This window comes from Tardiphaga sp., assembly GCF_028290495.1.
Lineage (GTDB): Bacteria > Pseudomonadota > Alphaproteobacteria > Rhizobiales > Xanthobacteraceae > Tardiphaga.
The window spans coordinates 1-14,445 of the sequence record NZ_JAQGJT010000074.1; the positions used below are offsets into that span (position 1 = coordinate 1).

Here is a 14,445-nt window from a genome sequence, read left to right on the forward strand (position 1 = left end):
GCCATGCCGCCATTGCCGATTTCCACCAGCACGTGGTCGCGCTCGTAGACCGAGTTCATGATGTCGCCGATCGACTTCTTGATGCTCTCCGGCGTGATGTTGTGCAGCGTGTTGTATTCGACCTGCTTTTCGCGGCGGCGGTCGGTCTCGGCCATCGCGCGTTCCATCGAGCCGGTGATCTTGTCGGCATAGAGGATGACGCGGCCGTCGACGTTGCGCGCCGCGCGGCCGATGGTCTGGATCAGCGAGGTCTCGGAGCGCAAAAAACCTTCCTTGTCGGCGTCGAGCACGGCGACCAGCGCGCATTCGGGAATGTCGAGGCCTTCGCGCAGCAGGTTGATGCCGACCAGCGCGTCGAACGCGCCAAGCCGGAGATCCCTGATGATCTCGATGCGCTCGATGGTGTCGATGTCGGAGTGCATGTAGCGCACGCGAATGCCCTGCTCATGCAGATATTCGGTGAGGTCTTCCGCCATCCGCTTGGTCAGCACGGTGATCAGGCTGCGATAGCCGGCGTTCGCGGTGGCGCGGACCTCGCCGACGAGATCGTCGACCTGGGTGCGGGCAGGGCGGATGTTGATCGGCGGGTCGATCAGCCCGGTCGGGCGAATGACCTGCTCGACGAACACGCCGCCGGATTCGTTCAGCTCCCACGCCGACGGCGTGGCAGACACCGCGACCGATTGCGGGCGCATCATGTCCCACTCTTCAAACCGCAGCGGCCGGTTGTCCATGCAGGACGGCAGCCGGAAGCCGTATTCCGCCAGCGTCGCCTTGCGCCGGAAATCGCCTTTGAACATGCCGCCGATCTGCGGCACCGTCACGTGGCTCTCGTCGGCGAACACCAGCGCATTGTCCGGCACATACTCAAACAACGTCGGCGGCGGCTCGCCCGGCCGGCGGCCGGTGAGATAGCGCGAGTAGTTCTCGATGCCGGCGCAGGCGCCGGTCGCCTCCATCATCTCGATGTCGAAGGTGGTGCGCTGCTCCAGCCGCTGCGCTTCCAGCAGGCGACCCTGCTCGTGCAGCTGCTCGAGCCGGCCCTTCAGCTCGGCCTTGATCGACTTGATCGCCTGGATCAGCGTCGGGCGCGGCGTCACGTAATGCGAGTTGGCGTAGATCTTGATGAATTCGAGCTCGTCCTGCTTGTGGCCGGTGAGCGGGTCGAATTCCTCGATGGTCTCGACGGTGTCGCCGAACAGGTTGACGCGCCAGGCGCGGTCTTCGTAGTGCGCCGGAAAGATGTCGATGACGTCGCCGCGCACGCGAAACGTGCCGCGCGTGAAATCGTGCTGGGTGCGCTTGTATTGCAGCGCGACGAGATCGGCGATCAACTGCCGCTGGTCGATGCGCTCGCCCTTTTTCAGGGCGAAGGTCATCGCGGTGTAGGTCTCGACCGAGCCGATACCGTAAATACACGACACCGACGCCACGATGATGACGTCGTCGCGCTCCAGCAGTGCGCGCGTCGCCGAATGTCGCATCCGGTCGATCTGCTCGTTGATCGAGGAATCCTTCTCGATATAGGTGTCGGTCCGCGGCACATAGGCCTCGGGCTGGTAGTAGTCGTAATACGACACGAAATATTCGACGGCGTTGTCGGGGAAGAAGCTCTTGAACTCGCCATAGAGCTGCGCCGCCAGCGTCTTGTTCGGCGCGAGAATAATCGCCGGGCGCTGCGTCGCCTCGATCACCTTGGCCATCGTATAGGTCTTGCCGGAGCCGGTGACGCCGAGCAGCACCTGCGTCCGATCGTTGCGCGAGATGCCCTCGACCAGCTCCTTGATCGCGGTCGGCTGGTCGCCCTTCGGCTCATATTCCGACTTGATGACGAAGCGCACGCCGCCTTCGGACTTGTCCGGCCGTGGCGGGCGATGCGGCACCCAGATCTTGTCGTCCTTGAATTCCGGCCGGCCGTTGGTGACCAGCGCTTCCAGCGCGTCGGCGGTGGCCTGCACGCCCAGTGCTTCCATCTTGTTGCGCGGCGGGCGGGCCAGCGCCGCGTTGTCCTCTTCCTCGGTGGTGAAGCCGAGTTGTCTGGCTAGCTCCGGATCCATCGCCGGGATCGCGGCCGAGGTGCCGTAATTGGCCTGCGGCGCTTCCTCAAAGCCCTGCTCGCTGAGTCGCGGCGCATAAGGCGCCGGCGGCTGCGGGAAGGGCTGCAGCGGCGTGGGGCGCGGGCCGGCATCGCCTTCGAACTTTTTCGGCGTCGATTTGCGGGCGCGATGCACCGCGGCCTCGCCGCCGGAGCGGCGTTCGAACGAATTGCTCGGTGGCGGCTGCAGTCCGGTGCCCGAGCCCATGCCGGCATCGCCGCGGTTGATCGCGGGATTCAGCAGTTCCGCCAGCGCCGGGCCGATCGGCTTGACGTCGGGACGCCCCGCGCCGGGCTTCGCCGCCGGGGTTTTCGCGCGCTTCGCTGCAGGTTTTTTCGGTGTCTCGGGGGTTTTCGCCATGGGTGGAATATGGGGGCAATCGGCCGCCGAATAAAGGGTCCGGCGGGCGTCAGGCCTGTGGAGATATGGCCCTTTGTTCCGCCCGCAGCCTGAGCAGCGATTCCGGCAGTTGGGCCTCTACCCAGGCGCTGATGACATGCTGCTTGCGATGGACGTACAGCCCGAGCGCGATGATGCCGATGCCGATCAGCGACAGCGCGAACGGGAACAGGATCGAGTCCTTGAACAGCTTGTCCGCGAGGTCGCCGAGATAGATCGCGATGCCGATGGTGCCGAACACCGCGAAGACCCGGCGCGACAGGGCGACCGCCAGGATCAGGAAGCCGATGTTGAGCGCGCAATACAACGCCTTGTCGAGCGCGGTGCCGTTCGACGAGGAGGTGATGCCGCCCCAGAATGTCAGCACGCCGAACAGATACAGCCAGAATGCGAAATCGCCGCCGCGCTGCCGCAGGTTGACGATGACCGCGGCGACCAGGATGCCGAGACCGAACCAGATCGAGACCTTGCGCGACAATTCCCAGTTGCCGTAGCTCGTGCCGGCGATCCAGGGCACGACGTCCATCGACAGAAACCACAGCGCGACCGCCATGATGAAGACGATGAACGGAAAGCGGTAGAAGTATAGCGCCACGATGGCCGCGGCGATGGTCGCAAGTTCCATGAAGACGAAACTGCCCTTGATCCATTGATAGAAATCGCGCATCTGCGCCGGCTTGCCGAATTCGGTCCACGCGCCCCAGGCATCCTGCAGACCGTACACGGCGAGCGGCGTCATCGCCACGGCGACGGCGATCAGCAGGCCACCCGGCGTGCGCAGCTTTTTGGCAGTCCAGAGATAGTGGCCGGCAGCCCAGAAAAGGCCGGCATAGATCAGCGCGGTAGCGGTCAGCGCCTGGCCGCCCATTTGCGAAAAAGCCAGCGTCGAGAACAGCCCCATCGCACTGATCACGACCAGCGCGCCGGCGTACCAGAGCAGATGCACGATATCGAATTTCGGGCCGTTAGCCGCCGCTTCGCCAGGGTGCGCGCTGAGAAATCCCAGCAGCGCATCGAGCTGGGCGGACGGAAGGACGCCGGCAGCCACAGCCGCGCGCAGATCGTCGGTCGAATATCGCATGCACGCTCTCCGCAAGCGCCATTCGACGCCGTCAATTGTCATGATGTGAAGTCATCGGCGATGGTGGCCGGAAGCCGCTGGTATGTCGATAGCTTCACGCCCTTTGTCGGCCTTAAGGCCCGAAACGTTCAAGCGTGGATTTACAGCGCAAAAACAACGATCACGTAATTTTGTTGGCGCTCACTTTTGGCGGTTTCGACGTCAGAATGGATCGATGTCATTGGCTTCGGCGCGGGGGCGGGATCCTGTGAAGTGATCTATGTGTTCGTCATGGGGAGTTTCGTATCCGGGGAGCCGCGACTTCGCTGTGCGTGCGGTTCATGGTGCCGATCGAGCGGTTGTCCGCCTCGCTCGGTCATCTCGGATCTCGCGGCGTGATGTGGGTGGTGGCGATGTACGGCTCTGCCGCGGCCCCCTGGGGGCTGGCTTCTCTTGCCATCTTTGCGCTGATTGATGGCGTGGCCGTCTATGGGCGTCGCCGCAAGTGGCGATGGCGCGATCCCGCGACGTGCCAGCGAGCGCATGGCAGCTTCATGCTGCTGGCGGTCGTGGAGGTCGGCCTGTTCATCACGGCCGCCCGCCACTTTCCATAAACGGCGCGCACTAACCTAGCGCAGCAGTTTCAGCAGCAACTTTCCGGACGGCGAGGCGAGTTCCTTCGCATCCAGCGTGCCGTCATTGTCGGGATCGGCGGCGCGGAAGTGGGCTTCGACGATCGACAAGTATTCGCCCTTGTCGAGTGTGCCATCCTTGTCGGGGTCGGCGGCGGCGAACTCCTTGGCGCTGACCCGGCCGCGCAGCTCTTTGGCGTCCAGCGTGCCGTCCTTGTCGCGGTCGAGCCGGTCGAACAGTTTCGACGCCGCGGCCTTGGCTTCGGCCATGTCGACGGTGCCGTCTCTGTCGGGATCGAGGCTGGCGAGGAATGAGGCGGCGTCGGCCGGCGCGTGTGCGAGGGGCAGAAGGAGGGGGGCGACGAGGGACAGCAAAACCTTGCGGCGTGTGGTCATGTTCATCTCCCTTGAAACGATGGACCATCCTCAGGTTGCGTCAACCGGCTACCGGATACAACATTGAAATGATGCCACCGCAAGGAACGGCCGGCGCAACACGGCAGTCGCGCTTGACTCCGCCGTACGCTCCGGCGAATTTTACGCACCCGCATCCTCCAGCGATGCCTTCTCTCCGTCATATCCGGGACTGCCGCACGATGATCGATCTGTATTACTGGAGCACGCCGAACGGCCACAAGATCACGATCTTTCTGGAAGAAGCCGCGCTTCCCTACAAGGTTTTCCCGATCAACATCGCCAAGGGCGAACAGTTCGCGGAAGCGTTTCTGGCGATCGCGCCGAACAACCGGATTCCGGCGATGATCGATCACGAGCCCAAAGGCGGCGGCAGGCCGATTTCGATCTTCGAATCCGGTGCGATGCTGCTGTACCTTGCCGAGAAGACCGGGACATTCCTGCCGGCTGATATTTACGGCCGCTATGACGCGATACAGTGGGTGTTCTGGCAGATGGGTGGGCTCGGTCCGATGGCCGGGCAGAACCATCACTTCTCAAATTACGCGGAGGAGAAGATTACTTACGCCATCGACCGCTACGTCAACGAGACCAACCGGCTATACGGTGTGCTGAACAAGCGGCTCGCCGATCGCGAATTCATCGCCGGCGACTACTCCATCGCCGATATGGCGAGCTATCCCTGGATCGTGCCGTACAAGAACCAGAGCCAGGACATCAACGACTTCCCGCACCTGAAGCGCTGGCTGGAAACCATCGCCTTGCGCCCGGCCGTGCAGCGTGCCTATGCCAAAGCGAAAGAAGTCAACCCGAATTTCGGCCAGCTGGCGATCCGCACCGATGCCGAGCGCAAGGTGCTGTTCGGCCAGACCGCCGCGAATGTGAAGGGTTGACCATGTCGCGACAACTGTTCGAACTGGTCGGCACCGACGAGGACCGTCCGTTCAGCCCGTTCTGCTGGCGGACCCGGATGGCGCTGGCGCATAAGGGGCTCGATATCACCTCGGTGCCGTGGCGCTTCACCGAGCGCGAGGCGATCACGCAGCACAAGTCCGAAAAGGTCCCGGTGCTGATCGACGGCGAAAATACGGTCTCGGATTCCTGGGCGATCGCCAACTATCTCGAAGATGCCTATCCCGACCGGCCCTCCTTGTTCGGCGGCGACGGCGGCCGCGCCATGGGCCGGATGCTGAACTGGTGGGGTGACACGGTGGTGGTCGGCGGCATGTTCCCCTTCATCGTGGCGGATATCTACGGTCATTTGCGGCCGGTGGACCAGGTCTATTTCCGGCAGAGCCGCGAAGCGCGCTTCGGCAAGACGCTGGAAGAAGTGTCGGCCGGCCGCGACAATGCTGTCGCCGGTTTCCGCAAGTCGCTCGACCCGATGCGGCTGACGCTGAAGACGCAGCCGTTTTTGGGCGGCGCTGCGCCGAACTACGCCGACTACATCGTGTTCGGCGGTTTCCAGTGGGCGCGGGCGATCAGCCCGTTCCAGTTGCTGGCGAAGGATGACGCGATCTACGCCTGGCGCGAGAAGCTGCTCGATGCGTTCGGCGGCATGGCGCGGAATAGCTCGGGATATGCGGTTTAGGCGGGGGCCGCGCCGTCGTCCCGGCGGGCCTGCGATGGAACCCGGATTCTTGCCGGGGATCGCCGCCATTCGTAACTACAACTGAGAGTTTCTTAACGGATTCTGCCTAAATCGGTACATCGAACCCGAAACGGTATTACCGCCAGGTCTCCATGTCCGAATTTCTCATCGATTCCGCCACCGACGCCAAGATGTTCGAACTTGCTCCGGTGTCGCTGTGGATCGAGGACTACAGCGCGGTGAAGGCGCTGTTCGATGAATGGCGTGCGCAGGGCGTCGCCGATCTCAGGGCCCACCTTGCGGAGGATCCGGTCCGCGTCCGGCAATGTTCCGAGCGCATCCGCATCCTCAAGGTCAACCGCAAGACGCTGTCGCTGTTCGGTGCCCGCGATCTCGAGCACCTGATCGCCGATCTCGGCAAGGTGCTGCGCGACGACACTTTCAAGACGCATATCGAGGAACTGGTGCAGCTCTGGGACGGCCACACCAGGTTCTCCAGCCATACCGTCAATTACACGCTGTCGGGCGAGCGTCTCGACATCCAGCTCAGCGCCATCATCCTTCCCGGCCACGAAGCGAGTTGGGACCGCGTCATGGTCGCGATCGAGGATGTCAGCGAGCGCGAAGGCGCGCGGCGCAGTCTCATAGCCACCGAGAACTACGCGACCGGCCTGTTCGCGCATTCGCCGGTGTCGCTGTGGGTTGAGGATTTCAGCGGCGTGAAGCGGCTGATCGACGACGTGCGCGCGCGCGGCGTCGAGGATTTTCGCGTCTTCACCGATGTGCATGAGGAATTCGTCTCGCGCTGCATGAGCGAGATCCGGGTGCTCGACGTCAATGCCCGCACGCTCGAACTGTTCGCCGCGCCGGACACGGAGACCTTGCTGCGCAATCTCGGCAACGTGTTCCGCGACGAGATGGGTCCGCATTTTCGCGAGCAACTGGTCGATCTCTGGGCCGGCAAGCTGTTCCAGCAGCGCGAGGTCGTGAACTACGCGCTCGACGGCACCAAGCTGCATCTGCTTCTGCAATTCTCGGTGCTGCCGAGCCATGAACGCGATTGGTCGCTGGTTCAGGTCGCGCTCACCGACATCTCCGCGCGCAAGAAGGCGGAAGCCTATCTCGAATATCTCGGCACCCATGACGTGCTGACGCGGACGCTCAATCGTTCGTTTTATGCCGACGAGTTGAACCGGCTGGAGCGCAAGGGGCCGTTGCCGATCACCGTCATCATCGCTGACCTCAACGGGCTGAAGACCGCCAATGATGAACTGGGCCATGCCGTCGGCGACGCGCTGCTGCGCCGTGCCGGAGAAGTTTTTGGCTCGCTGGTGGAGAAGCCGGCCTCGGTGGCGCGGATAGGCGGCGACGAGTTCGCAGTGCTGCTGCCTGGCACCGACGCTGCTGGCGGCCAGGCCGTGCTGACCGCGCTGGCCGGGTTGATCGAGGTCAACAACCAGTATTATCCCGACCTCGAACTGAGCATCTCCACCGGCATCGCCACCAGCCGCCCCGGTGACCGGCTCGAGCAGGTCGTCAAACGCGCCGATCTGAAGATGTTGCACGCCAAGCGATTGTATTATCTGCAGGTCGATCGCGATCGGCGCGCAGCTGGTGCGGCGTAGGCGCTCCCGGCAGAGACTGCTGACGCTTACTCCGCAGTCGCCGCCTTCTTCCGCAGACACTCCCGGCACAGGCAATCCCCGCCCGCGGTCGGCATCGGCAGTTTTGCAGTTTCCGCAGCGCACCAGCATTGGCCGGACAGGTCGCAGCCGAATTCGGTTCCGCATTCGGCGCAAGCGAGGCGGCGGTTGGACCTCAAGGCTGTTTCTGTCGGAGTTGTCATGGCAGGAGCCAAAGTTTAACCGGGATTTTCATGCAGCGTTCATCGGACGCGGCCCTATGATCGGCTGACTGATCATACGACCAAGCCGGCATCGGCGAAAGCCGGCGGTCACCGCAGATTGAGGAAGACCCGATGGCCCGCGACCCGCAAGGCGCCCTTGTCGCGCTCAATCGTTTCGGCTTCGGCGCCCGCGGCGGCTCGTCCGGCGATATCGTCAGCGCGGCGTCGGACCCGCGCGGCTTCGTCAAGTCGGAACTGGCGCGCGTTGACGGCGCGCTGCTCGAACTGCCGGGCCTGCAAGCGACGCCGGCGCTGGGGCAGGCGCTGTTCGCCTACCAGCTTGAGGTCAAGGTCGCGCGTGAGGCGCTCAAGACCGCGGAAGCAGCCGCCCCGACGATGGACAGCAAGCCCGACGCCAAATCTGACACCAAATCTGACGCTATGTCATCCGGCAACACCGTGATGACCGTGCAGCCCGACGCGCCGAAGCCGCCGGTCGCACAGCCACCGCTTAACGTCGTGCAGAAGGTATTTCGTGCGGAAGCGCTGGCGCGGATTCAGCGCGCGACGATTGTCGATGGCGGCTTTGTCGAGCGCCTCGTCACCTTCTGGTCGAACCATTTCTGCATCTCCGCGAACAAGGGCGAACCGGCGCGGATCTGGGCCGGCTCGTTCGAGCGCGAGGCGATCCGCCCGTTCGTGCTCGGCAAATTCGGCGACATGCTGCGCGCCGTCGAACAGCATCCGGCGATGCTGTTCTTCCTCGACAACCAGCAATCGATCGGCCCGGAATCGAAGGCTGGCCAGCATGGCAAGCGCGGCCTCAACGAGAACCTCGCGCGCGAGATTATGGAGCTGCATACGCTCGGCGTCGGCTCCGGCTATACGCAGGACGACGTGACTTCGCTAGCGCGGATCATCACGGGCTGGACCTTCGCCGGCCGCGACAGCAAGATCGGCACGCCCGGCAGCTTCATTTTCAACGCCAATGCGCATGAGCCCGGCGCGCAGACGCTGCTCGGCAAGAGCTACGACGACACCGGCGTGACGCAGGGCGAAGCCGCACTTGCGGATATCGCGCGCCAACCGGCGACCGCCAGATTCGTTGCGACCAAATTCGCGCAGCACTTCGTCGCGGACACGCCGCCGCCGGCTCTGGTAGCAAAACTCGAAGCTGTGTTCAAAAAATCTGACGGTGATCTGAAAGCGCTGTCGCTGGCGCTTGTCGATTCCGGCGAGGCATGGAGCGCGCCGCTGACCAAGTTGCGCAGTCCCTACGAATACCTGATCGCGGCCGGCCGCATTCTGGCACGGATTCCGGAAGATCCCGGCCGCTACATCGGCAGCCTCAACACGCTCGGCCAGCCGCTGTGGACGCCGCCGGGGCCGAACGGTTTTGCCGACAGTAACGCCGCCTGGGCCGCGCCCGAGGGCCTCAAGTTGCGGCTCGATATCGCCGCCCAGATATCGAGCCGGATAGCGGATAGCATGGACGCCCGCGAGTTGCTCGATGTCGTCGCGGGGCAAGCCGCATCGAGCGAGACGCGGCAGACCATCGCGCGCGCGGAGACGCGGCAGCAGGCCTTGGCGCTGTTGCTGATGTCGCCCGAATTCCAGAGGAGATGACGATGGATTGCGAAACGAGGTTGTCCCCGACGCGCCGCTCCTTGCTGCTATCAGGCGCGGCCTTCGCCGCCTGGGCCTACATCCCGAAATTCGCTAGGGCGGCGGATGCGCGTGATCCGCGGCTGGTCGTGATTATCCTGCGCGGTGCACTGGATGGGCTGGCCACCGTAGCGCCGATCGGCGACCCCGATTATGCCGGCCTGCATGGCTCGATCGCGCTGGCGAAAGATGGCCCCAACGCAGCGATCATGCTCGACCCGTTCTTCGGCCTGCATCCTGCGATGCCGGAATTCGCCCGGATGTACCGCGACAAGAAGGCCGCGGTAGTTCACGCAGTCGCGACCTCGTATCGCGAGCGTTCGCATTTCGACGGTCAGGATACGCTGGAGAGCGGCTTTCCCGGCCCCGGCCGGGTGCAGTCCGGCTGGCTTAACCGCGCCATCGCCGCGCTGCCGCGCGGTGAGCGTGTCTCTTCAGGTCTTGCGATCGGCCCGACCACGCCGCTGGTGCTGCGTGGCGCGGCGCCCACCGTCGGCTGGGCGCCGGTCAACCTGCCGACCGCCGCCGATGACACCGCCGCGCGGCTGATCGAACTCTACCGACATCAGGACCCCGCGCTCGCCGTGGCGCTGTCGCAGGGCCTGCAGCTCGACAAGCTCGCCACCGGCGAGATGGCGAAGCCGGCGCCCGGCGCCAAGGTCACCGCCATGCAGCAGATCGCTCGCGGCGCGGCGCGGGTGATGGCGGCTGACGACGGCCCGCGCGTTGCCGCGCTCGCTTTCGATGGTTGGGATACCCATGCGCAGGAAGGCGGCCCGGTCGGCCGTCTCGCGCAATTGCTTGGCGGGCTCGACAATGCACTGGCGGAATTCGAGAGCGGGCTGGGGGCGCACTGGCGCGACACCGTGATTGTCGTCGCCACCGAATTCGGCCGCACTGCCCGGATCAACGGCACCTCCGGCACCGACCACGGCACCGGTACCGTGGCGCTGCTGGCCGGCGGCGCGGTCGCGGGCGGCAGGGTGATCGCGAACTGGCCGGGACTGCGGCCTGCGGATCTCTACGAGTCCCGCGATCTCGCGCCGACCACCGATCTGCGCGCGATCCTCAAGGGCGTGCTGCACGACCATCTCGGGCTCGGCGAGCGCGTGCTGGCCGACAGTGTTTTCCCGGACAGTGCGATGGTGCGGCCGGCCAAGGGGCTGGTCGCGTAGGCGTGCTGCGCAGTACGCCTACGCGTAGCTGCTACTTCAGCGAGATCGCCAGCCCGCTGAGATCGGCATTGACCATCAGGCCGGTCTGCCGGCCGGACAGTTCGAGCAGCGCGCCCTTCTCGTTGGCGAGCACGATGGCACTGACGCCACGGCCGATCGCGGCCCCTGCGCCGCCGGCGCCATAGACGCCTGCGACATCCGAGGGGCGGTTGATGCGGCTGACGCGGCCGGAGAGGTAGGTCTGCGACGCGCCGAACACCAGGCCGGCGCTCAGGCCGCCGATCGACAGCGGATAGGTCCGGCCGCGAAACGTCAGCGTGCCCGAGCCGCCGGACGCGCCGATGAACCAGCCGCCCTTCAGCACCGAGATCCGGATCGTGCCGCTATCAGCGCGCGCGACAGAGGAAAGACCGAGCCCGGCAATGGCCAGACTGGCAGCGACGATGGCGGTACGCAAAGCGGATGACGACATGATGCTCCTCGGGGAGTTGATTCGCACGCCAATGCGGCGGCAGCGCACCTTTGGGTAAAATAGCGCCCCGGTCCATCATGAACCCCACGCGCTGTTGCTATCGCAAACGCTTATTTGTTGAGGTTGGCGGCCACCCAGAAGGCATAACCGATCATGCCGAGGGCGGGCACGGCATAGAACATCGTGCCGAGGCCGATCAGCGACCACTTCATCACGGCGGTATTGCGGGTCGGTCGTACGGAAGCCGGGCGGCGCGCGCCGCGGGTCTGTTCGTGGATCGCGAGCAGCTCATCCATCTTCAGGATGTCAGGCATGTGTTTCTCCCAATTTTTATTTTGAGAGAAGCTGACACATGATTACCAAAGTCACAATGGGCCAAACGGCCGATCCCGCATCGCCTGAAGTGCGCGAGCGGAACTCATCGTCCGGGTGCGGGATGCTTTATTCCGCCGAGCGGATTGAGAGGGGTGAGTGACGACTTTGGCCGGATGGCGTAGTTCCCCTCTCCCGCAAGGGGAGAGGGGAAGAAAGCGCGGTGCTGTAGCTGACTACAGCGTGATCTTGTCGATCTCCGCCATGTCCTCGGCGCTGATGGTCCACTCGATCGCCTTGACGTTCTGCTCGATCTGCTCGACGCGTGTGGCGCCTGCGATCACGCTGGAGACCTGCGGTCGCGCGGCGAGCCAGGAGAAGGCGAGTTCCAGCATGGTGTGGCCGCGCGCCTGCACAAAGGCTTCGAGCTTTGCCACGACCGCCTCGTTGCGCGGGTTGACCGAGCGGTCGCGCAATGCCGGTGCAATCGCGAAGCGGCTGTCGGCCGGCGGCGCGACGCCCGGTCTGTACTTGCCGGTGAGCAACCCGCTGGCCAGCGGGAAGAACGGCAGCAGGCCGAGATTGTAGTGCTGCGCGGCTGGCAGCAAATCCTTCTCGATATCGCGAACCACCAGGCTGTACTCATCCTGGCACGACACGAAGGGCGAGACGTTGATGCCGCGCGCGGTCATCTCGGCTTCGGCCAGACGCCATGCCGGGAAGTTCGAATTGCCGATGTAGCGCACCTTGCCCTGGCGGATGAGGTCTTCCAGCGCGCGAAGCGTCTCCTCGATCGGCGTCAGCGGGTCGAAATCGTGCTGCTGGTACAGGTCGATATAGTCGGTGTTGAGCCGCTTCAGGCTGGCTTCGATCGCGCTCATGATGTAGCGCCGCGACGCGCCCTGCTTGCTGCCATCGGTGGCCATCGGCTTGCAGAACTTGGTGGCCAGCACGATGTCCTTGCGGCGATCGCCGAGCACCTGGCCGAGCACGGTCTCGGAGCCGCCCATGCCGGCATAGATGTCCGCGGTGTCGAACAGCGTGATGCCGAGGTCGATCGCCTTGTGGATCACCTTGCGGGAGGTTTCCAGATCGGTGCGCTGGCCGAAATTGTTGCAGCCGAGGCCCACGGCGGAGACGCGCAGGCCGGAGCCGCCGAGATTGCGTATTTGCATGATCGATCCTGTCGGAGAATGTAGGAACGCGTTATCGCCTGCGGACCGAACCGCGGCAAGCCGCGCGGCATCATGGCACCTGCGCGGCTGGATCAGGCGACGGCAGGCCCGGCTGTTGCTGGGGCTTGGGGCGCGGGCAGGGCGATCGCCTTCTTCGGCGGATCGGCGCGCAAGGCGGCGGAGGTCATCTGCCGTACGCTGCGTTCGGCGTCGCGCGCGATCGCCTTGCGGTCGGCGCTCATGTCATAGGCGGTGGCGTCGCCCCAGGTGACGGTGATGTCGGTGGCTCCGGCGGCCAGGATGCCGATGAAATGCGGGATCAGGTCGATATCGCCGTACCACGCTACGTTCTGGCGCAGCGCGCGTCCGACCGGCAGGCCGCCGAACCCGACATAGGCCAGCGACAGCGGCTGCACCGTGATCTTCTTGTGATGCACGGACCCGCCGAGTGCATGATGCACCGCGCCGATCAGCGCCGAGCGAAACGGCAGGATGCGGACGCCGTCGCTTGAGGTGCCCTCGGCGAACAGCACCACGGCGTCGCCCGACAGCAGCCGGTCGCCGATCTCCTGCGTCGCAGCCCCGGTCTTCTGCCGGCGCTCGCGCTCGATGAAGATGGTCTGCTGTAGTTTCGCCAGCCAGCCGAACACCGGCCAGTTCGCGACCTCGCTCTTGGCGATGAACACGACTGGTGTCAGCGCGCCGATCACACAGATGTCGAGCCAGGAGACGTGGTTGGCGAGGATCAGCACCGGCGCGTCCGTCGTACGGGTGCCGACCTCGCGGATGCGGACGCCGGCCAGTCGGCAGAACGCGCGGTGAAACAAATGCGGCACGCTGCGCTGCAAGGGCAGCCCGCAGGCGATGCCGACCCACTGGAACGGCACCAGCACGAGCACCAGCAAGGTCAGCGCAAGCAAGGCGAACACGAAACGGATCATGATGAGCTTATACCGTGTCGGACGCCGCGGGCAAAAAAAACGGCCCCGGTCAGCGCGGCAACTGACGGGGACCGCTGAAGGCATCCGGCTGGCGACGGGGGAGCAGCCGCTGGATGCAAAGTTGAGGCTAGTCGCGCCGAATGACGCGGAAATGACGGTGGTACTTATCCACAGGCTGGGTCGGCGGGCTCATTCCGCGGCGTCGAGATGGCGCGGCGCGAACAGGTCGCCGGTCCCGCGCATCGCCAGATAGCAATCGCGATCGGCGTAGTTGTCGTTGCGACGGACCAGATCGGTGACCGGCGTGTAGCTCAGCATCCGGCCGCCATCTGGCAATGCCGTGCAACACAGCCGCAGCACCTGGCCATTGGCGAGCCGCAGGTTCAGCGGCGTCGGGTCGCCAGCGCGGATCATCTCGGTGCGCGTTGCGATGAAGCCGTCGAGTTCGTCGTCCGGCACCTCGAAGGCGTGGGTGTCGCGGCAATGATACATCAGCGCGATCAGCGGCGGCTTGCTGTCGGCCTTGGCGTCGGGCAGCCGGAATTGTTCGCGAAACGCCCGGTTGATGAATTCGGCGCGGGTGTCGGAATTCAACAGCACGACGCCGATGTCGATCCGGTCCAGCGCGGCGGACAGCCGGTCGGCGGTGGCGTGCCCGTTGGCGCGC

At 64.7% G+C, this 14,445-nt stretch carries 14 protein-coding genes and 1 pseudogene; 6 read left to right on the top strand and 9 right to left on the bottom strand.

The features are described 5' to 3' along the window. Together uvrB and JWQ24_RS13450 are read right to left on the bottom strand one after the other, a co-directional pair. Positions 1-2,456 (bottom strand): excinuclease ABC subunit UvrB (uvrB, locus tag JWQ24_RS13445; RefSeq protein WP_299808589.1); only part of this gene is annotated, 2,456 nt, incomplete at its 3' end. Between the two features lie 49 nt (positions 2,457-2,505). Further along, positions 2,506-3,576, bottom strand: a complete 1,071-nt coding sequence (locus tag JWQ24_RS13450; RefSeq protein ID WP_299808592.1) for a hypothetical protein — start codon at positions 3,574-3,576, stop codon at positions 2,506-2,508. Between the two features lie 320 nt (positions 3,577-3,896). Between JWQ24_RS13450 and JWQ24_RS13455 the strand changes: the two genes are divergently transcribed. Continuing rightward, a complete protein-coding gene (locus JWQ24_RS13455; RefSeq protein WP_299808595.1) occupies positions 3,897-4,169 on the top strand; it encodes a hypothetical protein in 273 nt (90 codons plus the stop codon). Positions 4,170-4,184: 15 nt separating this feature from the next. Here the strand turns inward: JWQ24_RS13455 and JWQ24_RS13460 are convergent, their stop codons facing one another. Further along, positions 4,185-4,583, bottom strand: coding sequence for an EF-hand domain-containing protein (locus JWQ24_RS13460; protein WP_299808598.1), 399 nt, complete (start codon positions 4,581-4,583; stop codon positions 4,185-4,187). A 200-nt stretch (positions 4,584-4,783) separates the two neighbouring features. Between JWQ24_RS13460 and JWQ24_RS13465 the strand changes: the two genes are divergently transcribed. The 3 genes from JWQ24_RS13465 (at position 4,784) to JWQ24_RS13475 (ending at position 7,817) form a co-directional block, all read left to right on the top strand. Then, positions 4,784-5,494, top strand: coding sequence for a glutathione binding-like protein (locus tag JWQ24_RS13465; protein WP_299808601.1), 711 nt, complete (start codon positions 4,784-4,786; stop codon positions 5,492-5,494). Between the two features lie 2 nt (positions 5,495-5,496). After that, complete coding sequence (locus tag JWQ24_RS13470) at positions 5,497-6,192, top strand: glutathione S-transferase family protein (protein ID WP_299808604.1); 696 nt, start codon at positions 5,497-5,499, stop codon at positions 6,190-6,192. A 152-nt stretch (positions 6,193-6,344) separates the two neighbouring features. Continuing rightward, positions 6,345-7,817, top strand: a complete 1,473-nt coding sequence (locus JWQ24_RS13475) for a sensor domain-containing diguanylate cyclase (RefSeq protein ID WP_299808607.1) — start codon at positions 6,345-6,347, stop codon at positions 7,815-7,817. A 26-nt stretch (positions 7,818-7,843) separates the two neighbouring features. Here the strand turns inward: JWQ24_RS13475 and JWQ24_RS13480 are convergent, their stop codons facing one another. Next, positions 7,844-8,038, bottom strand: coding sequence for a hypothetical protein (locus tag JWQ24_RS13480; RefSeq protein WP_299808610.1), 195 nt, complete (start codon positions 8,036-8,038; stop codon positions 7,844-7,846). A gap of 132 nt (positions 8,039-8,170) precedes the next feature. On the opposite strand from JWQ24_RS13480, the gene JWQ24_RS13485 reads away from it, so the two are divergent. Continuing rightward, the gene (locus JWQ24_RS13485; protein ID WP_299808613.1) at positions 8,171-9,664 is read left to right on the top strand and encodes a DUF1800 family protein; all 1,494 of its coding nucleotides are present in this window, start codon (positions 8,171-8,173) and stop codon (positions 9,662-9,664) included. Next, on the top strand, positions 9,661-10,878 hold the full coding sequence (locus JWQ24_RS13490) for a DUF1501 domain-containing protein (protein WP_299808616.1): 1,218 nt from the start codon (positions 9,661-9,663) through the stop codon (positions 10,876-10,878). The genes JWQ24_RS13485 and JWQ24_RS13490 overlap by 4 nt, the downstream gene beginning before the upstream one ends. A 31-nt stretch (positions 10,879-10,909) precedes the next feature. On the opposite strand, the gene JWQ24_RS13495 is transcribed toward JWQ24_RS13490, so the two are convergent. From JWQ24_RS13495 to JWQ24_RS13515, 5 genes and pseudogenes are all read right to left on the bottom strand, one after another. Next, complete coding sequence (locus tag JWQ24_RS13495) at positions 10,910-11,350, bottom strand: hypothetical protein (RefSeq protein WP_299808619.1); 441 nt, start codon at positions 11,348-11,350, stop codon at positions 10,910-10,912. 110 nt (positions 11,351-11,460) lie between these two features. Continuing rightward, complete coding sequence (locus JWQ24_RS13500) at positions 11,461-11,664, bottom strand: hypothetical protein (RefSeq protein ID WP_299808622.1); 204 nt, start codon at positions 11,662-11,664, stop codon at positions 11,461-11,463. Between the two features lie 234 nt (positions 11,665-11,898). Next, positions 11,899-12,837: an aldo/keto reductase gene (locus tag JWQ24_RS13505; RefSeq protein ID WP_299808625.1), complete on the bottom strand. Its 939-nt coding sequence runs from the start codon at positions 12,835-12,837 to the stop codon at positions 11,899-11,901. A 92-nt stretch (positions 12,838-12,929) separates the two neighbouring features. Next, the gene (locus tag JWQ24_RS13510) at positions 12,930-13,778 is read right to left on the bottom strand and encodes a lysophospholipid acyltransferase family protein (protein ID WP_299808627.1); all 849 of its coding nucleotides are present in this window, start codon (positions 13,776-13,778) and stop codon (positions 12,930-12,932) included. A 189-nt stretch (positions 13,779-13,967) separates the two neighbouring features. Next, positions 13,968-14,432 (bottom strand): annotated as a pseudogene (locus tag JWQ24_RS13515) (PAS-domain containing protein); the annotation flags it as partial. Positions 14,433-14,445 lie beyond the last annotated feature (13 nt).

Bases quoted from the DNA above. Each gene is read 5' to 3' on its own strand.
- JWQ24_RS13450 (WP_299808592.1), bottom strand. From the start codon at position 3,576: ATGCGATATTCGACCGACGATCTGCGCGCGGCTGTGGCTGCCGGCGTC.
- JWQ24_RS13455 (WP_299808595.1), top strand. From the start codon at position 3,897: ATGGTGCCGATCGAGCGGTTGTCCGCCTCGCTCGGTCATCTCGGATCT.
- JWQ24_RS13460 (WP_299808598.1), bottom strand. From the start codon at position 4,583: ATGACCACACGCCGCAAGGTTTTGCTGTCCCTCGTCGCCCCCCTCCTT.
- JWQ24_RS13465 (WP_299808601.1), top strand. From the start codon at position 4,784: ATGATCGATCTGTATTACTGGAGCACGCCGAACGGCCACAAGATCACG.
- JWQ24_RS13470 (WP_299808604.1), top strand. From the start codon at position 5,497: ATGTCGCGACAACTGTTCGAACTGGTCGGCACCGACGAGGACCGTCCG.
- JWQ24_RS13475 (WP_299808607.1), top strand. From the start codon at position 6,345: ATGTCCGAATTTCTCATCGATTCCGCCACCGACGCCAAGATGTTCGAA.
- JWQ24_RS13480 (WP_299808610.1), bottom strand. From the start codon at position 8,038: ATGACAACTCCGACAGAAACAGCCTTGAGGTCCAACCGCCGCCTCGCT.
- JWQ24_RS13485 (WP_299808613.1), top strand. From the start codon at position 8,171: ATGGCCCGCGACCCGCAAGGCGCCCTTGTCGCGCTCAATCGTTTCGGC.
- JWQ24_RS13490 (WP_299808616.1), top strand. From the start codon at position 9,661: ATGACGATGGATTGCGAAACGAGGTTGTCCCCGACGCGCCGCTCCTTG.
- JWQ24_RS13495 (WP_299808619.1), bottom strand. From the start codon at position 11,350: ATGTCGTCATCCGCTTTGCGTACCGCCATCGTCGCTGCCAGTCTGGCC.
- JWQ24_RS13500 (WP_299808622.1), bottom strand. From the start codon at position 11,664: ATGCCTGACATCCTGAAGATGGATGAGCTGCTCGCGATCCACGAACAG.
- JWQ24_RS13505 (WP_299808625.1), bottom strand. From the start codon at position 12,837: ATGCAAATACGCAATCTCGGCGGCTCCGGCCTGCGCGTCTCCGCCGTG.
- JWQ24_RS13510 (WP_299808627.1), bottom strand. From the start codon at position 13,778: ATGATCCGTTTCGTGTTCGCCTTGCTTGCGCTGACCTTGCTGGTGCTC.